We start from the raw sequence: 21,669 nt of genomic DNA, 5'->3' as shown, positions 1-21,669 counted from the left end.
CTATGCGCGCGGGACGCCGCCCGGCCGTGAGCGGGACCACCCCGACCCCGCCGGTGGCCGCCGGGTCAGGGCGCGTCGGCCGGGGGTACGCGGGAGGGGGCGCCCGACCGGGTCAGGGCCCGTTGTCCTCCTCGGCGGCCTCGGTCGGTGGCCCTCACACCCCCGGCCGGCCGGCTTCGGCGGTCTCCCTGGCTTCCCGGATCTCCCTGGCGTCCTCGGCCCGGGTACGGCGGCGCAGCAGCGCCCACATCAGTTCCAGGGCGAGGCCCGCCGCCACCGCGACGCCCACGGCCGACCAGGGGGCGGTGACCCCGGCCAGTTCCAGTTGGAAGAAGTCCTGGAGGAAGGGCACCACCAGTACCAGGGCGAAGCCCGCGCCCATGGCCAGTACCAGCAGGACGCGCCACCAGGTGTAGGGGCGGGCGATGACGGCCAGCGCCCACAGGGCGACCAGGAACAGGGTGAGGGTGGCGGTGGAGGTCTCGGCCTCCAGGTTGCCGCCGTAGATGTGGCGGGCCAGCAGGTACGAGACGAAGGTGGCCGCCGAGGCCAGTGCCCCGGCCGGCACGGCGAACCGCAGCACCCGGTTGACGAAGCCGGTGCGGGCTCGTTCCCGGTTGGGGGCCAGGGCCAGGAAGAAGGCGGGTACGCCGATGGTCAGCGAGCCGATCAGGGTCAGGTGGCGGGGCAGGAAGGGGTAGGGCACCTGGGCGATCACGACCATGACGGCCAGCAGTACCGAGTACATGGTCTTGGTCAGGAACAGGTTGGCGACCCGCTCGATGTTGCCGATCACCCGGCGGCCCTCGGCCACCACCGAGGGCAGTGCGGAGAAGTTGTTCTTGAGCAGCACGATCTGGGCGACCGCGCGGGAGGCGGGGCTGCCGGAGCCCATGGCGACGGCGATGTCGGCGTCCTTGAGGGCGAGTACGTCGTTGACCCCGTCGCCGGTCATCGCCACGGTGTGGCCGCGCGACTGGAGGGCGCCCACCAGGGCCCGCTTCTGCTGGGGGCCGACCCGGCCGAACACCGAGTTGCCCTCCGCGCGGTCGGCCAGTTCCTCCGGCTCCTCGGGCAACTGGCGGGCGTCCACCGGGTGTTCGGCGCCGGGGAACTCCAGGCCCCGGGCGACGGCGCCCACCGACAGGGCGTTGTCGCCGGAGATGACCTTGGCCCGTACGTCTTGGTCGGCGAAGTACTGGAGGGTGGCCGGGGCCTCCTCGCGGACGCGCTGCTGGATGATCACCAGCGCGGCGGGCTGGGCGGCGCCGGAGACCCGACGGGGTTCGGCGAGGGCGTCCCGCAGGGACAGTTCGGTGCGGGCCAGCAGCAGGACGCGCAGTCCCCGGGCGCCGAAGGCGTCGACCTCGGCCAGTACCTCGTGGCCGGCGGGGAGCAGCACGTCGGGGGCGCCGAGCAGCCAGGTGGCGTTCTCGCCCTCGGGCGGGTCCAGGGTCACCCCGCTCCAGCGCCGGGCGGAGGAGAAGGGGGCGCTGTCGGAGGTGGTCCAGCCCTCGGGGGCGGGGTAGGCGTCGATGACGGCCTGCATACTCGCGTTCGGCCGCTCGTCGGCGGCGCCGAGGGCCCCGAGCACCTGGTCCACGGGGGCGTCGGGGTCCAGGTGGCGCACCTCGCCGATGTCCATGGACGCCTCGGTGAGGGTGCCGGTCTTGTCCAGGCACACCACGTCGACCCGGGCCAGCCCCTCGATGGCCGGCAGCTCCTGCACCAGGCAGTGCTTCTGCCCGAGTCGTACGACGCCCACGGCGAAGGCGACCGAGGTGAGCAGCACCAGGCCCTCGGGGACCATCGGCACCAGGCCGGCGACCATCCGGCGGACGGCCTCGGCGGTGTCGTCGCCGGCGACGGTGAGCTGGCTGATGATCAGGGCGATGCCGGCGGGGATGATGGCGTAGGTGACGTACTTGAGGATGGTGTTGATGCCGTTCCGCAGCTCGGAGTTCACCAGGGTGAACTTGCGGGCCTCGGCGGCGAGTTGGGCGGCGTAGGCGTCCTTGCCGACCCGGGTGGCGGCGAAGGCTCCGGTGCCGGCGACCACGAAGCTGCCGGACATCACCTGGTCGCCGGGGGTCTTGAGGACCGAGTCGGCCTCACCGGTCAGCAGCGACTCGTCGATCTCCAGGTCGGCGGCCTCGACGATCACCCCGTCCACCGGGATCTTGTCGCCGGGGCCGAGTTCGACCACGTCGTCCAGGACGACGTCGGAGGGGGCGACCTCCCGGGCGGTGCCGTCCCGGCGTACCAGGGGGCGGCTCTCGCCGACGATCGCCAGCCGGTCCAGGGTCCGCTTGGCGCGGATCTCCTGGAAGATGCCGATCACGGTGTTGGCGAGGATGACGCCGCCGAACAGCCCGTCCTGGACGGGGCCCACGATCATGATGATCACGAACAGGGCGCCGATCAGGGCGTTGATGCGGGTGAACAGGTTGGCGCGGACGATCTCCCGGACGCTGCGGCTGGGGCTGACCGGTACGTCGTTGACCTGGCCGGCCTCCACCCGCTGCCGCACCTCGGCGCTGGTGAGCCCCTGGGGGGACGGGGGCGGTCCCGGTGTCCGGTCCGACGTCTGGGCCCCGGGTCCGGCGGCCTCCCCGACCGCCCCCAACTGCTCCGTCATCTGCCTGCTTCCTCCAAGCCGGGTCGGCCACCCGACCCGTCCCGGGGGTGACCTGCCGGCTCTCCTGTGACGGGTGGGCCGGCCGATGTGCTGGTGCCCTCCTGACCGTACGGTCTGCGGGCGAACGCGACCACATCCTGCGGTATCGGGTGCCCCGTACTTTCGTCAGGGTCCCCCTGCCGTGGCGCGCCGGGCCGGGAAGCCGTACGCCCCGGGGTCGCCGGGGCGTACGGGGGGCGTGCGGTACCGGCCGGGCGGGCCGTGGGGGCGCCGCCCGGCCGTGGGTCAGCTCCGCTCGGGGGCGGCGCCTTCGGCGGCTTCGGATGCCAGCAGTCGCCGCAGCTCGGAGACGACGCCGCGCAGCTGGTCGGCGAAGGTGTGCATCTGCTCGGCCACCGGGGTGGGGGTGCTCAGATAGAGGTGGAACCGCTCGGGCAGCAGGACGTAGGCGACGCCGATGCAGCGGCTGCTGGTGGAGCCGAAGCCGAAGTACTGGATGTGGCGGGAGGGGGCGGAGCTGGTGCTGAGGTAGTCGTCCCGCATCACCAGCCAGCCGGGGCTGTCGAACAGGGCGGGCGGCTCGGTGAGGCCCAGTTCGGCGCCCCGGCGCCGCTGGATCAGCTGGAGTTCCCACAGGTGCTGTTCCGGCGCCTCACCGCGCTGGCACTCCCTCGCCCGGGTCACGTGCTTGTCGGCGGCGGCCCGGAAGGCGGCCAGCCGGGTCGCGGTGTCGGTCCGGGGGTCCTCCATGGCGGCGACGAAACGCTGGATCTCAGGGGTGACCACCCGCATCGCCTCGGTGCGGCCGGCCAGGAACTGGCGGGTGGCGATGGACTCGTAGGTGGCGCCCAGGTGGCCCTTGGAGCGCTGGTGGGCCAGCTGGTAGGCGAGCTGGACGAAGGCGTCCGGGGAGGTGCGCAGGGCCTTGGCGGCTTCGGTGCCGAAGTCGTCGAAGGAGAGGGTGGTGGTGGCGGTGCCGGCGGCGTAGTCGGCGAAGGCCCGGGCGGCCGACCGCACCTGGGCCCGCTGCTCCGCGTCGAGCCGGAACTCCAGCGGGGCGAGGGCGGGCAGCCCCTGGGAGCGGGCGCCGGAGAGCCGGGACTGCTCCTCGGCGGGGCTGCCGAGGACCGCGTCGACCAGGGCGAGGATCGTGGTGCCGTCCAGTTCGCAGTGCTCGCAGTTGATGCCGGCGCGGCCGTCGGCGAACACCACGAAGGACAGCCCCTTGTCGAACCAGCGGTTGGCGCTGTTCCCGTGCAGCAGCTGGTCGCAGGCCTGCTGGACGTCGCTGGGCGCGAGGTCCTCCAGGCAGACGCAGAACAGCGCGGTCTCCAGGGTCTCCAGGGACTCGGCGTTGGTGGGGTCGGTCAGCAGCCGCCGCCGGGCGGTGGCCCACTCGGCGCGGGCCATGGTGGTGAGGTGGCCGACCGAGGTGTCGGGTTCGGCTGGCTCCTTGGCCGCGCGGGTCACCGCCTCCAGTCCGGCGCGCAGCTCGTCGAGGGTGTACGGGTCGCCCTCGGGGCCGAGGACGTCCATGCGGAACATCCGGCCGTGGCACAGCACCACGATGTGCCGGGCCTGGGAGGGGCCGGGCCACTGGTCGCTGTAGGGGGTGCGGACGGTGTCCAGTTCCTCGCCGGGGATGCGGGTGGAGGAGAAGACGTAGCGGTGCTGGTCCATGGACTGCGGCTGGCCGCGCAGGACGACCGGGGGCAGGGTCTCCTCGTCCAGCCGGCGCTTGTGGTGCAGGGCGCCGGCGATCAGGTCGGCGGCCCGACCGCACTGGTCGCCGGAGGGTTCGCCCTGGGGGTCGCCGGGCCGGCCGTCCTCGAAGAGGAAGAAGAAGTTGGCGTTCAGCGCGATGCGGTCGCGGCGGCCCAGGTAGCGGTAGGGCCAGAAGGTGTCGAGCCAGCTGCGGACCTCGGGGCGGGCGTCGTACTCCTCCAGCGCCGACTGGAGGAGCGGGCCGGGACCGTCGGGGGCGCGGAAGGCCTCCACCTGGCGCCGGGTCTCGGCCAGTTGCTCCTCGGTCAGCAGGGGGGCGCACCACTCCAGGAACAGCCGGCAGCTGTCCTCCAGGGTGGGCAGGGGGACGCGGGGCAGCTGGTCCTCGTGGGCGAAGGTGCTGGGCTGTGGGCTGTTCACGGTTCTTCTTTCCGGTGGTGGGTCGCGACGGGTCGGTCGGGTGCCTGGTGGGGCACAGGTCAGGGGCGGGGGGTGGAGACGTGGAGTCGGGCGTGGAGCCAGCCGGTGTCCTCCAGCCCCTCGGTGGGGACGCCGGCCTCGGCCATGGTGGCGAGCACCTGGGAGCGCTCCCGGGTGGAGGCGAAACGCCGCTGGCGGTGGACGCCGGGGACGGTCTCGGTGCGGTACCCGTGGGACTCCAGCAGTCTCTCGACCGGGCGGAAGGGGAACATCCGCAGCACGAAGTGGGCCATCCAGGGGCGGCGACCGTCCTGTGCCGCGAGCACACGTTCCAGGGTGCGTTCGGTGACGTAGCCCAGGCAGCCGGTGGAGACGACCAGGTCGGCGCCGAGGGCGGCCCGCTGCTCGGGGGTGGGGTCGTGGTGTTCCAGGTCGGCGTGGACGGTGGCGTCGAGGTATCCGGCCCGCCGGCCGTAGTCGAGGGCGGGCCCGGAGGTGTCCAGGCCGGTGTAGTGGGCCGGGTCGGGGCGGGGCCGGCTGTCGACCAGGGCGCGGTCCCGGCGCAGCAGTTGTTCCCGGGTGAGGGGGCCGGTGTGGCTTCCGTAGCGCTCGTACAGCTCGTCCATGGTCAGTTCGCAGCGTTGGAGGGCGGCGTTGACGCCGTAGGAGCTGCCGATGTCCAGGACGCGGGGGCGATCCACCCCACGGGCTTCGCGGTAGGCGCGCAGCAGGTGGGCGAAGTGGGGCTTGGCGCGTTGGGGGACCTGGTAGTCCAGGTGGCGGAGGGTCTGGAAGTAGGCGCGGGGGTCGGGCTGGGTGTAGATCTCGTGGAGCGAGACCTTGCCGGTCCGGTCGAATCGCACGGGACACACTCCTGGGAACGCGGGCGGATACGGCGTTCGGGCGCGGTCGGGGCATGGCCTGACGCGCCCTGGGGATGCGGGGTGTCGGGGTGGCGGACGGTTTCGAGCGGGTCAGAGCTGGTCGGAGCAGGGTGGGGCGGGGTGGGGCGGGGTGGGGCGGGCGGCTCGGCGTACGGGGCCCGGGTGCCGGTGGTGGGGCCCGGGGCACCCCCGGGCGGGCTCAGTCCAGCAGGGGGTCCACCCGGTCGGAGGCGGCGCCGTCGGCGGCGAGGTGTTCGGGCAGCACCCGGCCGAAGAGTTGCTGGGTGCGGGCGAGCTTGCCGATCACTCCGGGGCGCTCGCTGTAGGCGAAGATGGCCGAGTGGCGGGCCCGGTCCCCGTGGACCCGGCTGACCCGGTGCAGGGCGTAACGGCCCTTGAACAGCTGGAGGTCACCGGGGCGGAGCGTCAGCCGGTGGACCAGTTCCTCGCCCTCGCCGGTGATGACCCGGCGTACCGCGTCGAGGTTCTCCCGCTGGGCGTCGCGGATGCCCGGGCAGAACTCGAAGATCCCGCCGGACTCGGGGTCCGGCTCCTGGGTGAGCATGGTGACGGTGAACTCGTTGGTGTCGAAGTGCCACGGGTGTTCCATGCCCGGCTCCACCACGTTGAGAACCAACCCCGCCAGCGGGTCGGCGAGTTGGTGCAGTTCGGGCAGGCCGAAGCAGCGGGCGACGAAGGCCTGGAACGCGGGGCTGGTGTAGAGCTGGGTGAGGGGGGAGTCGCTGGGGATACGGTCCCGGGCGACGAAGGCGTTGCCCCGGGTGAAGGGGATGCGCCCGGGGTGGTCGGCGGGCAGCTGGGCGTCGACCGGGATGTTGTAGACGTTGACGGTCTCCTCGTCGTAGTACGCGTGGGGGGCCAACGCCGCGCAGCGGCTGCCGAGTTCCTCCTGCCGCTCGGGGCGCACGAAGTCCCGCAGCACGGTGCACCCGAGGGCGGCCAGCTCCGTTCGGGCCCGCTCCACCAACTCCCTGCCCCGGGGGCCGTCCAGGTCGTGCAGGGGGTAACGGTCGGTGTCGACCAGGTGGTCGGCGCCGGTGGCGGGGTCGGCCGTCGGGGCGGGGGACGGGTTCATGGCGGACTCTCTCCGGGTGGACGCCGGGCACGGGGCCGGGCGGGGCGGACGGGGTCCGCGTGCCGTGCGGCCCCGGCGGCCGGGCGGACGGGGCCAGGGGTCGGGCTGCGCTGAGGGAACGCTGAGGATGCGCGGGGATGCGCGGGGGAGGTGTCGGGAATGCGGTCAACTCCCCTGGGGTTTAGCACAGTTGGGGCTCCGGCTACATCGGGTTGGCACCCGCTGTGACGCGTGACACTACCAACCCGTAGAGCTACCGAACGGTGATCGCCGCTGGTCGGCCGGCCACCGTCCGGGGACCCACCCACGACCCGACCCCCGGGGGCGTACCGGAAAGGGGCGTCGGATCGGAGGGGTGCTGGAGGGCCGGACGGGCGGCCTGGGGGCGCCTCGCCGGCCACCGCCCGGGCGCGCCCCGGAGGGGTGAAGGTGTGACCCTCCGTCCCCTTACGTGGGGACGTCGTCCCAGGTAGCGTTCGCTTGTCCCCCTGACTGGCCGGTCCCTGACGTGCTAGGAGTTCCGACTAAAACTGCAGGTCAGAGACTTCCGCGATAACGTTCGCACTCCTGGAGTGTGCGCGTTCTCGCGGGCCGCCCCACAGGGACGACTCTCACACCCGACGCGGTGGCCGCGCCACACCCCTCGCGCTGTGCCGTTTCGGGTGGACCGCTTCCCCCGCCCCCGGGCTGGGGACCGAAGGCGTCGGCGGACCCCGATGGCCGGAAGGACGAAGGAGCAGTAGTGAGCGTAAAAAGCACGCCCGGCAAACCCCGCAAGGCCACCAGTGCCAGGCGCCGCAAGACGGGGCGTGACGGGGAGCAGGAGCTGGTTCAGTTGCTCACCCCGGAGGGCAAGCGGGTCGACCACCCGGACTACCCCCTGGACCTGAGCGACGACGAACTGCGCGGGCTGTACCGCGACATGGTGCTGACCCGGCGCTTCGACACCGAGGCGGTCACCCTCCAGCGCCAGGGCGAGCTGGGCCTGTGGGCCTCGCTGCTCGGCCAGGAGGCGGCACAGATCGGCTCGGGGCGCGCCACCCAGCACGACGACTACGTCTTCCCCTGCTACCGGGAACACGGTGTGGCCTGGACCCGGGGCGTGGACCCGCTGAACCTGCTGGGCATGTACCGCGGGGTCAACAACGGCGGCTGGGACCCCAACGAGAACAACTTCCACCTCTACACCATCGTCATCGGCCCCCCGCTGCTGCACGCGGTCGGCTACGCCCAGGGCGTGCAGGCCGAGGGCGCCGGCTCGGCGGTGCTGTCGTACTTCGGTGACGGCGCCTCCAGTCAGGGCGACGTGGCGGAGGCGTTCACCTTCGCCACGGTGAGCAAGGCCCCGGTGGTCTTCTTCTGCCAGAACAACCAGTGGGCCATCTCCACCCCCACCACCAAGCAGACCCGCTCCCCCATCCACCGTCGGGCTGCCGGCTGGGACTTCCCCGGCGTGCTGGTGGACGGCAACGACGTGCTGGCCTGTCTGGCCGTGACCCAGCAGGCGCTGCGCCGGGCCCGGGCGGGCGAGGGCCCGACCCTGGTCGAGGCGCTCACCTACCGGATGGGCGCGCACGCCACCTCCGACGACCCCACCCGCTACCGCGAGGACTCCGAGCGTCAGGCCTGGGAGGCCAAGGACCCGATCCTGCGGATGAAGACCTACCTGGACCAGGCCGGGCTGGCCGACGAGGACTTCCACGCCCGCCTGGACAAGGAGGACGAGGAGCTGGCCAAGCGGGTGCGCGAGGGTGTGCGCAACATGCCCAACCCGTCGACCTCGGAGCTGTTCGACCACGTGTACGCCGAGGAGCACACCCAGGTCACCGAGGAACGTGAGCAGTTCGCCGCCTACCAGGCGTCGTTCGTCGAGGAAGGCAAGTGAGCATGGGCACCGAGAAGATGGCGCTCGCCAAGGCGCTCAACCAGTCCCTGCGGGACGCCCTGACCAACGACCCCAAGGTGGTGGTGCAGGGTGAGGACGTAGGCAAGCTCGGCGGCGTCTTCCGGGTCACCGAGGACCTCCAGCAGGAGTTCGGCGAGGACCGGGTGAAGGACTCCCCGCTCGCCGAGTCCGGGATCGTCGGCACCGCGATCGGTCTGGCCCTGCGCGGCTGGCGTCCGGTGGCGGAGATCCAGTTCGACGGCTTCGTCTTCCCCGCGTTCAACCAGATCGTCTCCCAGCTGGCCAAGATGCACGCCCGCTCCCTGGGCAAGGTCCGGGTGCCGGTCGTCATCCGCATCCCCTACGGCGGGGGCATCGGCGCGGTGGAGCACCACAGCGAGTCCCCCGAGGCGTACTTCATGCACACCGCCGGCCTGCGGGTGATGGCCCCGGCCAACGCCGAGGACGGCTACTGGATGTTGCAGCAGGCCATCGCCTGCGACGACCCGGTGATCTTCTTCGAGCCCAAGCGCCGGTACTGGGACAAGTGCGAGGTGGACCTCAGCGGCCCGCCCGCCCCCATGGACAAGGCCCGGGTGGCCAAGTCCGGCACCGACCTGACGCTGGTCGGGTACGGCCCGACCGTCAAGCTCTGCCTGGAGGTCGCCGAGGCCGCCGCCGCCGAGGGGCACTCGCTGGAGGTCGTGGACCTGCGCAGCCTGTCCCCGATGGACGTGGACACCGTGACCGCCTCGGTCGAGCGCACCGGCCGCCTGGTGGTCGTGCACGAGGCCCCGGTGTTCCTGGGCTCCGGCGCCGAGATCGCCAGCCGCGTCCAGGAGCGCTGCTTCTACCACCTGGAGGCTCCGGTGCTGCGCGTCGGCGGCTTCCACGCCCCCTATCCGCCCTCGCGGCTGGAGGACGAGTACCTCCCCGGCCTGGACCGGGTGCTGGACGCGGTCGACCGGTCGCTGGCGTACTGAGAGAGGGCACGACGGAGAGCTGTGACGATGATGACGAACACGGACCGCTTCCGTGAGTTCAAGATGCCCGACGTGGGCGAGGGGCTGACCGAGGCGGAGATCCTCAAGTGGTACGTGAAGCCCGGTGACACGGTCACCGACGGACAGGTCGCCCTGGAGGTGGAGACCGCCAAGGCCGCCGTGGAGCTGCCGATCCCCTTCGACGGTGTGGTGCAGGAACTGCACTTCGCGGAGGGGACCATGGTGGACGTGGGCACCGCGATCATCTCGGTGGACACCCGTCCCGGCGAGGAGCCGGAGGAGCCGGCCGCCGAGGAGGCACCGGCCCAGGGCGCCGAGGGGACGACCGGGGGCCGACAGCCGGTGCTGGTCGGTTACGGGGTGGCCGCCTCCACCACCAAGCGGCGCCCCCGCAAGCCCCAGCCCGGTGCCGCCACCGAGGCTCCGGCCGCCCCGGCGGTGAACGGCGACGCCGCCGCACCGCCCGTGGAGCCGGCACCCGCGGCCACCCCCACCGGGGCCCGCCCGCTGGCCAAGCCGCCGGTGCGGAAGCTGGCCAAGGACCTGGGTGTCGACCTGACCACGGTCACCCCCACCGGCCCGCAGGGCACCATCACCCGGGAGGACGTGCACGCGGCGGTCGAGGCCGCCCGTACTCCGGCCGAGCCGGCCCCGACGGCGGCGCCCTCCGAGGCGGCCCCGGAGGCGGTCGAGACCACGGCCCGGGAGACCCGGGAGCCGATCCGTGGGGTGCGCAAGGCCACCGCGCAGGCGATGGTGGACAGCGCCTTCACCGCCCCCCACGTCACGGAGTTCGTGACCGTGGACGTCACCCGGACCATGAAGCTGGTGCGGGAGCTGAAGGAGGACCGGGAGTTCGCCGGTCTGCGGGTCAACCCGCTGCTGCTGGTGGCCAAGGCCCTGCTGGTGGCCATCAAGCGGCACCCGGAGGTGAACGCCGCCTGGGACGCCGAGCGCCAGGAGATCGTGCGCAAGCACTACGTCAACCTGGGGATCGCCGCCGCCACACCGCGCGGGCTGATCGTGCCGAACATCAAGGACGCGCACAGCCTCACGCTGCCCCAACTGGCCCAGGCTCTGGGGGAGTTGGTGTCCACCGCACGGGAGGGCAAGACCAGCCCGGCGGACATGGCCCAGGGCACGGTGACCATCACCAACGTGGGCGTCTTCGGAGTGGACACCGGCACCCCGATCCTCAACCCGGGGGAGTCGGCCATCCTGGCCTTCGGCGCCGTCAAGGAGCAGCCGTGGGTGCACAAGGGCAAGGTGAAGCCCCGGCAGGTCACCACGCTGGCGCTGTCCTTCGACCACCGGCTGGTGGACGGGGAGTTGGGCTCGAAGGTGCTGGCGGACGTGGGGGCGATCCTGGAGCAGCCCAAGCGTCTGATCACCTGGGCCTGAAGTCCGGGCGGTCGGCGGGGCGGACGGTAACCGCTCGCCCCGGCACCGGTGACGGACCTCGCGGAGTACGGCCCCGGGCGGGACATCCCCCCGGGGTCGTACCCGTGGGCGCGGTCGCCCGTTCCGCGCCGGCCGGCGCGTGCGAGGGAGCGACCGGCGGAGGGTGCGCCTCCCCTTGTCGCCGGGACACCGTCTCCCTCGCGGGCCCGGCGATCACCCTCGCGAACCTCCGCCCGGGTACGCGGGGCACACGTCCGTCGCCGTACCGGAAACCGCACGTCAGTGCCTGGAGTTCGGGCCAAGCTCCCGTGCCGGCAGGGCAGTTGGGCAGGTAGCCGCCGCGAAGAGGGCGGTGCGCCGAGTCGGCGTTGTGCGAACCATTGACATTCTTATTGGTCTGGACCAGATTGGACGGCGACCCGAGGGGCCCCGGGTCACGTTCCGTCCCACCTCCCCATGTCCCCCCACGTCGGAGGCAGTTGTGGCACGCGTCAAGACCCCCTCACGTATCCGCACCGGCACCCTCGCCGGGCTCACCGCCGGAGCGCTGGCCGTGAGCGGCCTGCTCGCGCTGGGCGCCGGCAGCGCCAGCGCCGAAACCCCCGCGCCGACCCCCCGGGTGGGCGCCTCCCAGGTGCCCGACCACGCGGTCACCGGCTACTGGCAGAACTTCGACAACGGCGCGACCGTACAGACCATCGCCGATGTCCAGGACGAGTACGACATCATCGCCGTCGCCTTCGCGGACGCCACCGACACCGCGGGCCAGGTGGACTTCAACCTGGACCCCGACCTCAACTACGACGAGCAGCAGTTCAAGGACGACGTGGCCGCCAAGCAGGCGGACGGCAAGTCGGTGATCGTCTCGGTCGGCGGCGAGAAGGGCTCGGTCCAGGTCAGCGACGACGCCTCGGCCGACGCCTTCGCGGACAGCATCCTGTCCCTGATGGAGGAGTACGGGTTCGACGGGGTCGACATCGACCTGGAGAACGGGCTCAACTCCACGTACATGACCAAGGCCCTGGAGAAGATCCACTCCTCCGCCTCCGACGTGGTGGTGACCATGGCTCCGCAGACGGTGGACATGCAGTCGCCGGAGAACGAGTACTTCAAGACGGCCCTGAACATCAAGGACTTCCTCACGGTCGTCAACATGCAGTACTACAACAGCGGTTCGATGAACGGCTGTGACGGCCAGGTGTACTCCGCCGGCACCGTCGACTTCCTCACCTCGCTGGCCTGCGTCCAGATCAAGGGCGGCCTCGACCCCTCCCAGGTCGGCATCGGCACCCCCGCCTCCACCAACGCGGCCGGCTCCGGCTACGTCGAGCCGCAGGTGGTGAACGACGCGCTGGACTGCCTGGCCAAGGGCGAGAACTGCGGCTCGTTCACCCCGGACGAGAAGTGGCCCGGCATCCGGGGCGCCATGACCTGGTCCACCGCCTGGGACGCCTCCGACGGCGACAAGTGGTCCAGCACCGTCGGCCCGCACGTCCACGGACTGTAAGCCGACCGCAGACCCCATCCGAGAGGGCCGCCCGGGACCACCGGGCGGCCCTCTCGGGCGTGGACGCCGTACGCCGGACCGCGCGCCCGGGGCTCCGACTCGCCTTGCGCCTCCCGCCCGCGCCCGGGACAGTCGGCAGGGACCCATGTGCCCGCACAGGAGGAGATACGGCGATGAGCGACCACACCTACCGCGTCACCGAGATCGTCGGCACCTCGCCCGAGGGGGTGGACGCCGCGATCCGCAACGGCATCTCCCGCGCCTCCCAGACCCTGCGCGGCCTCGACTGGTTCGAGGTCACCCAGGTCCGGGGCCACATCGAGGACGGCGAGATCGCCCACTTCCAGGTGGGCATGAAGGTCGGCTTCCGGCTGGAGGACGCCGACGAGTAGGTCGACGAGGAGACCGGCGCCCCGCGCCGGGGGTCACCGCCGGGCGGCGCCCAGCACCTGGCGGGCCGACTCCAGGGCGGCGGCGCGGTCTTCGGGCACCAGCCCCACCCGGGTACGGCGGTCCAGCAGGTCGGACTCGTCCAACGCGCCCTCGTGGCGGGCCGCCCAGAGCAGTTCGGCCCGGGTGACCGGCTGGCCCGGCGCCACCGGTTCCCGCAACCAGGGGTCCTCGGCGCCCAGCGCGTGGACGGCCGGCGCCTCGGTGCCGTAACGGGCCACCAGGCGTCGGGGGGCGGGCAGCCGGGCCAGCCGGTCCCGCCGGTCGGCGCCCACCAGGGGCAGCCGGGCGGTACGGCACGGACCGGCGGTCAGCCCCCGGGCGGCGAGCGCGGTGTCCACCGCGTCCTGGGCCATCCTGCGGTAGGTGGTCAGCTTGCCGCCCACCACGGTCACCACCCCCTCCGGGGAGGTCAGCACCGCGTGCCGACGCGAGATGTCGGCCGTACGGTCCTGCCCGGAGGGGCGCAGCAGGGGGCGCAGTCCGGCGAAGGCGCCGACCACGTCCGCGCGGCGTACCGGCACCTCCAGCACGGTGGCCAGGACGTCCAGCAGGAAGCCGACGTCGGACTCGGGCACCTCGGGTACGTCCGGCAGCGGGCCCTCGACCGGTTCGTCGGTCAGCCCCACGTAGACCCGCCCCTCCCCGTGCGGCAGCACCAGGACGAACCGGTTGCTCTCGCCGGGCACCGGGATGTGCAGCCCTGGCCCCTGGTCGAGGCCGGCCAGGGACTCCGAGCGCAGCACCAGGTGGGTGCCGCGCGAGGGGGTGAGCCGGATGTCGCCGACCAGTTCGCCGGCCCACACCCCGCTGGCGTTGATCACGGTGCGGGCCCGTACCCGGAACTCGCGGCCACCCCGCTCGTCCCGCAGCAGGGCGCCGTCGCCGTCCAGCGACAGGGCGCGCACCCGGGTCAGGACGCGGGCACCGTGGCGGGCGGCGGTACGGGCCACGGCGGTCACCAGGCGGGCGTCGTCGGAGAGTTGGCCGTCCCAGGACAGCAGGCCGCCGCGTATACCGTGCGGGCGTAGCAGGGGGGCGGCGCGCAGGGTCTCCACGGCGGACAGGGAGCGGGTGGCCGGCAGGGTGTCCCGGGCGGTGCCGGCGGTGACCCGCAGCAGGTCGCCGGCGCGCAGTCCGGCCCGGGCCAGGGCGGCGCCCCGTCGGGAGACCAGCGGGGTGAGGGGGAGGACGAAGGGCTGGGGGCGCACCAGGTGGGGTGCGGTGCGTTCCATCAGCACCCGGCGTTCCACGGCGGACTCCCGGGCCACCCCGACCTGGCCGGAGGCGAGGTAACGCAGGCCGCCGTGCACGAGTTTGGAGCTCCACCGGGAGGTGCCGAACGCCAGGTCGTGGGCGTCGACGGCGGCCACCGACAGTCCCCGGGAGGCGGCGTCGAGGGCCACCCCGGCGCCGGTGACCCCGAGTCCGACCACCAGGACGTCCACGGTGTGGCCCCGGGCGAGTTCGTCCAGTTCCCTCTGCCTGCGGTCGGCGTGCAGGGAGGCGGTGGTGGTGGTCGTACCGGGGGTGCCGTGGGTGCCAGGGGTGCCGGTCATGGGGTGAGCGTCCTGTCCAGGATGTGCCGTAGCTCGTCCTCGTAGGTGGTGTCGGTGAGTTCGGGGTCGTCGTCCTCGGTCATGGTCTGGAGGGAGAGCGCGTAGGACTGGATGACCAGCAGCAGCGAACGGGCCTGCCGTCGGGGGTGGTCGGGGCGTACCGAGCCGTCCTGGTGTCCGCGCGCCAACCCCTCCTCCAGCAGTTCCAGCAGTACGTCCTGGCTGGCGCCCCGGCGGTCGAAGAGGTACGGCAGCAGCATCTCCGGGTCGACCTCCAGGATCTTGCGCAGCAGGGGGTGGCTCCGCAGCGTGCGCAGTCCGCCGACCAGGCCCTCGACCAGTTGCTCGCGGACCGGCCGGGGGTCGTCGGGTGCGGGGCTGGCGCCGACGGCGACGGCGGTCCACTCGCGGGTGATGAGGTCCGCGACCAGGGCGCGCACGTCGGGCCAGCGGCGGTAGAGGGTCATCCGGGACAGGCCGGCCTTGCGGGCGACGTCGGTGAAGGTGGTGCGGCGCACCCCGACGGCGAGCACACAGCTGAGGGCCGCGTCCAGGACCGGGTCGTCGCTGGCACTGTGACGTTTGGACTCCATGTGTCATAGTGTATCGGCCTCGGCCGGGGGAGCACAGCCCACCGACCGGAGCCGAAACGGCACCCCAAGAACACGACACGGCGAAGGGCCAGGTGAGCCGGGTGGACATGCGGTGGAACGGCTGGGGCGACCCCGGTCAGGCCAAGCCCCTGCCCGAGGAGGCCACACGGCTGCTGCGGGACCTGCTCGGCGTACGGCCGGCCGAGACCCCCGCCGTACCCCTGGACCAACTCACCCCGCCCCCCGGCCGGTTGGCCCCCGAAGCACGTACCGCACTCGTCGAGGCCGTCGGGGAGGAGCACCTCCGCGAGGACGACGAGACCCGCGTCCGCCACACCGGAGGCAAGTCCACCCCCGACCTGCTGCGGATGCGCTCCGGCTCCACCGCCGACGCCCCGGACGCGGTGGTGTTGCCCGCCGACCACGACCAGGTGCTGGCCGTCCTGCGGATCTGCTCCGCGCACCGGGTCGCCGTCGTCCCGTTCGGCGGCGGCACCTCCGTGGTGGGCGGACTCAGTCCGCTGACCGGGCGGACCAGCGCCGACGGCGCCGACGGCACCGACGGCGGGGACGCCCTCACCGCGACCGTCGCCCTGGACCTGCGGCGCCTCGACCGGCTGACCGAGGTCGACCCCGTCTCCCGTACCGCCGAACTGGGCGCCGGGCTGCGCGGCCCCCGGGCCGAGGCCCTGCTGGCCGAACACGGCCTCACCCTGGGCCACTTCCCCCAGTCCTTCGAGTGGGCCACCGTCGGCGGCTTTGCCGCCGCCCGCTCCAGCGGTCAGTCCTCCGCCGGGTACGGCCGCTTCGACGAGATGGTCATGGCGCTACGGGTCGCCACCCCGCGCGGCACGCTCACCCTGGGCCGGGCCCCCCGCTCGGCGGCCGGCCCCGACCTGCGCCAGCTCCTGCTCGGCTCCGAGGGCACGCTGGGCGTCATCACCTCGGTGACGGTGCGGGTGCACCCGGTGCCCGAGCGGACCCACTACGAGGGCTGGCGGTTCCCCAGCTTCGAGGCCGGCCAGGACGCCCTGCGCCAACTGGTCCAGGACGGCCCCCTGCCCACGGTGCTGCGGCTGTCCGACGAGACCGAGACCATGGTGGGCCTCGCCGACCCCTCAGCGATCGGCGAGGCCCTCAACTCCCCCGAGCAGTCCGGTGGTTGCCTGGTCATCACCGGGTACGAGGGCACCGGGGCCGAGGTGGAGCAGCGCCGCGCCGGCGCCCACCACGTACTGGAACAGGCCGGGGGGCGGGCCCTGGGCGAGGGGCCCGGACAGGACTGGGCGCGCGGCCGGTACTCCGGCCCCTACCTGCGGGACGCCCTGCTGGACGTGGGCGCCTTCGCCGAGACCCTGGAGACAGCCGCCTTCTGGTCCCGGCTGCCCCAGCTCTACCAGGCCGTACGGACCGCGCTCACCGACACCCTCACCGCCGCCGGCACCCCGCCCCTGGTGCTGTGCCACATCTCCCACGTCTACCCGACCGGCGCCTCCCTGTACTTCACGGTGGTCTCCGCCCAGGGCCCCACCGACCCGGTGGCCCACTGGGCGGTGGCCAAGGAGGCCGCGAACCGGGCCATCCTGGACGCCGGCGGCACCATCAGCCACCACCACGGCGTGGGCGTCGACCACCGCGAGAGCTACCGGGAGGAGATCGGCCCCCTGGGCGTCGAGCTGCTGCACGCGGTCAAGGAACGGCTCGACCCGACCGGCGTCCTCAACCCCGGCGTCCTGCTGCCCCCGGTCCGGTGACCGTCCGCCGAGCCCGGCGCCCGTCGAACGGAGCCCCGTCATGAGACAGTTCACCGCCATCGTCAACCCCACGGCGGGCGGCGCACGGGGCGCGGCGGCACTGGTGCCCCTGGGCCGGACCCTGCGCGAGGGCGGCGCCACCCTGGAGGTCGCCTACAGCGACGACCTCGACCACGCCCGCGCCCTGGCCCGACAGGCCGCCGAAGCGGGCCGGATCGTCCTGGCCGTGGGCGGTGACGGCATGGTCGGCGGAGTGGTCGGCGCGCTGGCCGGGACCGAGGCGGTCGCCGGCCTCGTACCGGTGGGCCGGGGCAACGACTTCGCCCGCGCCCTGTCCCTGCCCTCCGAACCGGACGCCCTCGCCGCGCTGTTGCTGCACGGGCGGCCCCGCTCCGTGGACGCCATCGAGGTCGAGGCCGCCGACGGGCGCGCGGTCACCGTGCTGGGCAGCGTCTACGCCGGGGTGGACGCCCTGGCCAACCGGCACGCCAACGCCTCCCGGCTCCCGGGCTCGGCCGCCTACTACATGGGCAGCCTCCGCGCGGTGGCGGCCTGGCGCCCGGCGACCTACCGCCTCACCCTCGACGGCGCCTCGCACCAGCGCACCGGCTACACCGTGGTCGCCGCCAACTCCGGCTACTACGGCTTCGGCCGGCACGTCGCCCCGGGCGCCGCCCTGGACGACGGGCTGCTGGACGTGGTCGTCATCCACCACGCCCCCCGACGGCTGTTCTTCACGGTGATGAACGAGCTGAAGGACGGCCGGCAGGTCGGGCGCCCGCAGTACGAGGTGCTGCGGGGGCGTGAGGTCCGTATCGAGGCCGACCGCCGGCTGGACTACGGAGGGGACGGGGAGCTGATCGCCGAACTGCCGGTCACCGCCCGGATACTCCCCGGTGCCCTGACCCTGCTGGCCTGAGCCCGCTGCCTCGGCGCCGCCCGTCGGGAGCCGGGAGGACCCACTCTCCTGCCCCGGGCAAGTCTGGCTCAAGACCTAAAAAAGAACCGGACGGAATCATGGATTCCGAGGTTAGTCTGCGCAGATGACCGGTGATCCCGCCATCCGAGCCGAGGAGCTGCGCAAGCGCTACGGCGACGTACAGGCCGTGGACGGCGTCAACCTCGAAGTACGACGGGGCGAGTTCTACGGAATCCTCGGCCCCAACGGCGCGGGCAAGACGACCACCCTGGAACTGATCGAGGGCCTGCGCGAACCCGACTCGGGCAAGGCCCTGCTGCTCGGCGAACCCTCCTGGCCGCGTAACCCCGAACTCCTGCGACGCCTGGGCGTACAGCTCCAGGCCTCCGCGTTCTTCGAGAAGCTCACCGCCCGGGAGCAGATCCGCACCTTCGCCTCCCTCTACCACGTCGGCCACGCCACGGCCGACGCCATGCTGGACAAGGTCGGCCTCACCGAGAAGGCGAACGTCCGGGACGACAAGCTCTCCGGCGGCCAGGCCCAACGCCTGTCCCTGGCCTGCGCCCTGGTGCACGACCCGGAGCTGGTGTTCCTGGACGAGCCCACCACCGGCCTGGACCCCCAGGCCCGGCGCAACCTGTGGGACCTGCTGCGGCAGATCAACGCCGAGGGGCGGACGGTGGTCCTCACCACGCACTACATGGACGAGGCGCAGATCCTCTGCGACCGGGTGGCCGTCATGGACGCCGGCCGGATCCTGCGGGTCGGCCCACCGACGGAACTGATCGCCGAGTTCGGCGTAGAGACCCTGGAGGACGTGTTCCTCCAGCTGACGGGGCGGGAGTACCGGGAGTGAGTCGGCGCGCGAACAGGGAGGCCAGCCCCTTCCTCCAGCTGTCCAAGGCGATGGTGCTGGGCCTGGCCAGGGACCGGGCGGCGGTCTTCTTCATGCTGGTCTTCCCCCTGATGTTCCTGGTGCTGTTCGGGGCCCTGTTCAAGAACGACGCCACCCCGCACGCCAAGGTGGTGCAGGTCGGCCAGGTCGCCGTGCTGGACAAGATGCCGGCGGAGACCAAGAAGCAGATCGAGAAGTCCCTGACGATCACCAAGTCCAGCGACCGCGAGGACGCGCTGCGCCAGGTCCGTGGCGGCGACCAGGACGCGATGATCACCCAGCGGGACGGCGAGGTCCGGCTCCAGTACTCCGCGGCCGACCAGGCGCGCGCCGGCAACGTACGCGGGGTCATCAACGCCATGGTGCAGCAGGCCAACGTGGCCGCCACCGGCAAGCCCCCGGCCTACACCCTCAAGACCGCCACCGTCGAGGACGACTCCCTCCAGGCGATCCAGTTCCTCGCCCCGGGCCTGCTGGGCTGGGCCATCGCCATGGGCGGGGCCTTCTCGGCGGCGTTCGTCCTGGTCAACTGGCGGAAGAAGCGCATCCTGCGCCGACTGTGGCTGGCCCCCATCGGCGCCGGTACGGTCATCGGTGCCCGGATCGGGGTCAGCCTCGCCCTGGCCTTCGCCCAGACCGCGATCTTCCTGGGCGTGGCCACCCTGCCGTACTACGGCCTCCAACTGACCGGCATGTGGTGGCTGTCCATCCCCCTGGTGGTCTGCGGCACCCTCGCGTTCATGTCGGTCGGGCTGCTGGTGGGTTCCTGGGCCAAGACCGAGGAGGCCGCCAACGGGCTGATGCAGATCATCATCCTCCCGATGGCCTTCCTCTCCGGCTCCTTCTTCCCCCTCGACGCCACCCCGGACTGGGTGCAGTCCATCTCCCAGGTGCTGCCCCTGAAGCACCTCAACACGGCGATGCAGCAGGTGCTCAGCCGGGGCGGCGGCTGGGGCGACGTCCTGCCCACCATGGGCGGCCTGCTGCTGTTCACCGTGGTGCTCACCGCGCTGGCGGCCCGCCTGTTCAAGTGGGACGACGCCTGACCGACCCCGGGGGCCTCAGCTTCCGGGCGCCCTGAGGAACGCCAGCACCGCCAGCACCCGCCGGTGGCCGTCGGTGTCCACCGGCAGGTCCAGCTTGTCGAAGATGTTGCCGACGTGCTTGTGGACGGCGGCCTCGCTGACGAACAGCCGCGCGGCCATGTTGGCGTTGCTGCGCCCCTCCGCCATCAGGGCCAGCACCTCCCGCTCCCGGGGGCTGAGCCGCTCCAGCGGGTCCGGTCGGAGCCGGACCAGTTGCTGCACCACCTCCGGGTCCACCACCGTGCCGCCCGCCGCGACCCGGTCCACGGCGGCCATGAAGTCCTCGACGGCGCCCACCCGTTCCTTCAGCAGGTACCCCACCCCGACGCCGCCCCCGGAGTCCAGCAGCCGTACCGCGTACGACCGTTCCACGTACTGGCTGAGCACCAGCACCGGCAGCCCCGGGTACCGCTCCCGCAGGGCGAGCGCCTCCCGCAGCCCGTCGTCCCCCTCCCCCGGCGGCATCCGCACGTCGGTGAGCAGCAGGTCGGGGCGCTCGGCCTCGACGGCCCGCCGCAGCGCCCGGGCGTCCCCGACGGCGGCCAGCGTCCGGTGGCCGAAGCGGTCCAGCAGGCCGATCAGCCCCTCCCGCAGCAGTACCGCGTCCTCGGCCAGGGTCACCCGAAGTGGCACGGGACCTCCACGTGCAACAGGGTCGGGCCCGACGGCGGACTGGACACCCGCATCCGCCCGTCCAGGGCGGTGACCCGGTCGGCGAGGCCGGTCAGACCACTGCCGGCCTCCGGGTCGGCCCCGCCCCGTCCGTCGTCGCTGATCTCCAGCACCAGCAGGTCGGAGTGGTAGCGGCCGTACACCCGGGCGCTGCGGGCCCCGCTGTGGCGGGCGATGTTGGTCATGGCCTCGTTGATGACGTAGTAGAGGTGGGTCTCGGTCTTGGCCGGCAGCCTGCCCGGCAGCTGGAGGTCGACGGTGACCGGCACCGGGAAGCGGCTGGCGTGGTCCTCGACGGCGGCCACCAGCCCGTGGTCGGCCAGTACCGGCGGGCTCAGCCCCCGCACCAGCCGCCGCAACTCCCGCTGGGCGTCGGCGAGTTGCCCCTCCGCCTCGGTGAGCCGCCCGGCCAGCGGGGAACCGGGAGCCACGTCCAGCCGCATCAGCCCCAACGTCATCCCGAGCGACACCAGCCGCTGCTGGGCGCCGTCGTGCAGGTCCCGCTCGATCCGTCGGCGCTCGGCGTCGAAGGAGTCCAGCAACCGCGCCCGCGAGGCCCGCACCTGGGTCAGCGACTCCCCCAACTCCCCGTCACGCGGGGCGAGCAGCGTACGCACCAGGGCGCCCCGGGCCCCGGCCCAGGAGGTCACGGTGTACGGCGAGGCCAGCAGCACGACCACCCCGAAGGCCGCCCACGGCCAGGTCGTCCGGTCCACCCACAGGGCCTCGAAGGTCAGCGCGGGCACACCGAAGGAGAAGGCCAGCACCAACAGGTCCAGCCAGCACAGCGCGGCGGCCGACACCAGGGTGAACAGCAGCTCCCGCCAGGTGACCTGTTCGGTCAGCCGGGTGGTCGCCCAGGCCCTGAAACCGCCCCCACCGGCCGGCCGGTGGGGGTCGGGCAGCCCGTCCCGGTCGACCAGCAACAGCCGGCGCCGCTCCAGCCTCGCCACGGCCACCGCGAACAGCACCACCCCGACCAGCACGACCAGACCCACCAGCACCGGCAGCAGCGCCAACCCCACCGTGAGCCCGGCGGCGAACACCGCCAGCGCCACCGAACCGACCAGCACCCCGGTGGCCAGATAGGTCACCGCACGCCAGGGCCAGGACGAGGTCAGAAACCGCAGGGGCCGCCGGGCCATCGCCTGCCATGCCGTTCTCGGGCTCATGCGCCGACGC

General features: G+C 72.9%; 17 protein-coding genes. 9 read left to right on the top strand and 8 right to left on the bottom strand.

Going from position 1 to position 21,669, the window contains the following annotated elements:
* Window positions 1–154 precede the first annotated feature (154 nt).
* From ABZT14_RS13305 to ABZT14_RS13290, 4 genes are all read right to left on the bottom strand, one after another.
* Entirely contained in the window at window positions 155–2,638 is a 2,484-nt protein-coding gene (locus ABZT14_RS13305) for a cation-translocating P-type ATPase (protein WP_356300724.1), read from the bottom strand.
* Between the two features lie 285 nt (window positions 2,639–2,923).
* Window positions 2,924–4,783 (bottom strand): choline/carnitine O-acyltransferase, encoded by a 1,860-nt coding sequence (locus ABZT14_RS13300; protein ID WP_356300722.1) that lies wholly within the window; start codon window positions 4,781–4,783, stop codon window positions 2,924–2,926.
* Between the two features lie 59 nt (window positions 4,784–4,842).
* Window positions 4,843–5,646, bottom strand: a complete 804-nt coding sequence (locus tag ABZT14_RS13295) for a class I SAM-dependent methyltransferase (RefSeq protein ID WP_356300719.1) — start codon at window positions 5,644–5,646, stop codon at window positions 4,843–4,845.
* 220 nt (window positions 5,647–5,866) lie between these two features.
* Complete coding sequence (locus ABZT14_RS13290; RefSeq protein WP_356300716.1) at window positions 5,867–6,763, bottom strand: arpA protein; 897 nt, start codon at window positions 6,761–6,763, stop codon at window positions 5,867–5,869.
* Between the two features lie 742 nt (window positions 6,764–7,505).
* On the opposite strand from ABZT14_RS13290, the gene pdhA reads away from it, so the two are divergent.
* The 5 genes from pdhA to ABZT14_RS13265 all read left to right on the top strand — a co-directional run bounded on the left by pdhA (window position 7,506) and on the right by ABZT14_RS13265 (window position 12,952).
* Window positions 7,506–8,648 (top strand): pyruvate dehydrogenase (acetyl-transferring) E1 component subunit alpha, encoded by a 1,143-nt coding sequence (gene pdhA, locus ABZT14_RS13285; RefSeq protein ID WP_356300713.1) that lies wholly within the window; start codon window positions 7,506–7,508, stop codon window positions 8,646–8,648.
* Between the two features lie 2 nt (window positions 8,649–8,650).
* The gene (locus tag ABZT14_RS13280; protein WP_356301248.1) at window positions 8,651–9,631 is read left to right on the top strand and encodes an alpha-ketoacid dehydrogenase subunit beta; all 981 of its coding nucleotides are present in this window, start codon (window positions 8,651–8,653) and stop codon (window positions 9,629–9,631) included.
* Between the two features lie 30 nt (window positions 9,632–9,661).
* Window positions 9,662–11,053, top strand: a complete 1,392-nt coding sequence (locus ABZT14_RS13275) for a dihydrolipoamide acetyltransferase family protein (protein WP_356300710.1) — start codon at window positions 9,662–9,664, stop codon at window positions 11,051–11,053.
* 481 nt (window positions 11,054–11,534) lie between these two features.
* Window positions 11,535–12,560 (top strand): chitinase, encoded by a 1,026-nt coding sequence (locus tag ABZT14_RS13270; protein ID WP_356300707.1) that lies wholly within the window; start codon window positions 11,535–11,537, stop codon window positions 12,558–12,560.
* A 173-nt stretch (window positions 12,561–12,733) separates the two neighbouring features.
* Window positions 12,734–12,952: a dodecin gene (locus ABZT14_RS13265; protein ID WP_356300704.1), complete on the top strand. Its 219-nt coding sequence runs from the start codon at window positions 12,734–12,736 to the stop codon at window positions 12,950–12,952.
* Between the two features lie 33 nt (window positions 12,953–12,985).
* Here the strand turns inward: ABZT14_RS13265 and ABZT14_RS13260 are convergent, their stop codons facing one another.
* Together ABZT14_RS13260 and ABZT14_RS13255 are read right to left on the bottom strand one after the other, a co-directional pair.
* Window positions 12,986–14,569, bottom strand: a complete 1,584-nt coding sequence (locus ABZT14_RS13260; RefSeq protein ID WP_356300701.1) for a glycerol-3-phosphate dehydrogenase/oxidase — start codon at window positions 14,567–14,569, stop codon at window positions 12,986–12,988.
* Window positions 14,566–15,162 carry a TetR/AcrR family transcriptional regulator gene (locus tag ABZT14_RS13255; RefSeq protein WP_356300698.1) on the bottom strand — a complete coding sequence of 199 codons (597 nt, stop codon included), beginning with the start codon at window positions 15,160–15,162 and terminating at the stop codon, window positions 14,566–14,568. The genes ABZT14_RS13260 and ABZT14_RS13255 overlap by 4 nt, the downstream gene beginning before the upstream one ends.
* 101 nt (window positions 15,163–15,263) lie before the next feature.
* Here ABZT14_RS13255 and ABZT14_RS13250 point away from each other — a divergent pair, with 101 nt between their 5' ends.
* The 4 genes from ABZT14_RS13250 (at window position 15,264) to ABZT14_RS13235 (ending at window position 19,776) form a co-directional block, all read left to right on the top strand.
* On the top strand, window positions 15,264–16,916 hold the full coding sequence (locus ABZT14_RS13250) for an FAD-binding oxidoreductase (RefSeq protein ID WP_356300695.1): 1,653 nt from the start codon (window positions 15,264–15,266) through the stop codon (window positions 16,914–16,916).
* 40 nt (window positions 16,917–16,956) lie between these two features.
* On the top strand, window positions 16,957–17,835 hold the full coding sequence (locus ABZT14_RS13245; protein WP_356300692.1) for a diacylglycerol kinase family protein: 879 nt from the start codon (window positions 16,957–16,959) through the stop codon (window positions 17,833–17,835).
* Window positions 17,836–17,959: 124 nt separating this feature from the next.
* A complete protein-coding gene (locus ABZT14_RS13240; protein ID WP_356300689.1) occupies window positions 17,960–18,691 on the top strand; it encodes an ABC transporter ATP-binding protein in 732 nt (243 codons plus the stop codon).
* Window positions 18,688–19,776 carry an ABC transporter permease gene (locus tag ABZT14_RS13235; protein ID WP_356300686.1) on the top strand — a complete coding sequence of 363 codons (1,089 nt, stop codon included), beginning with the start codon at window positions 18,688–18,690 and terminating at the stop codon, window positions 19,774–19,776. The genes ABZT14_RS13240 and ABZT14_RS13235 overlap by 4 nt, the downstream gene beginning before the upstream one ends.
* Window positions 19,777–19,791: 15 nt before the next feature.
* Here the strand turns inward: ABZT14_RS13235 and ABZT14_RS13230 are convergent, their stop codons facing one another.
* Both ABZT14_RS13230 and ABZT14_RS13225 read right to left on the bottom strand, forming a co-directional pair.
* On the bottom strand, window positions 19,792–20,448 hold the full coding sequence (locus tag ABZT14_RS13230) for a response regulator transcription factor (RefSeq protein ID WP_356300683.1): 657 nt from the start codon (window positions 20,446–20,448) through the stop codon (window positions 19,792–19,794).
* Window positions 20,433–21,659, bottom strand: coding sequence for a sensor histidine kinase (locus ABZT14_RS13225; RefSeq protein WP_356300680.1), 1,227 nt, complete (start codon window positions 21,657–21,659; stop codon window positions 20,433–20,435). The genes ABZT14_RS13230 and ABZT14_RS13225 overlap by 16 nt, the downstream gene beginning before the upstream one ends.
* Window positions 21,660–21,669 lie beyond the last annotated feature (10 nt).

This window comes from Streptomyces sp. NPDC005438 (assembly GCF_040606315.1).
GTDB lineage: Bacteria > Actinomycetota > Actinomycetes > Streptomycetales > Streptomycetaceae > Streptomyces.
This window is presented reverse-complemented; position numbering and strand designations above follow the sequence as displayed.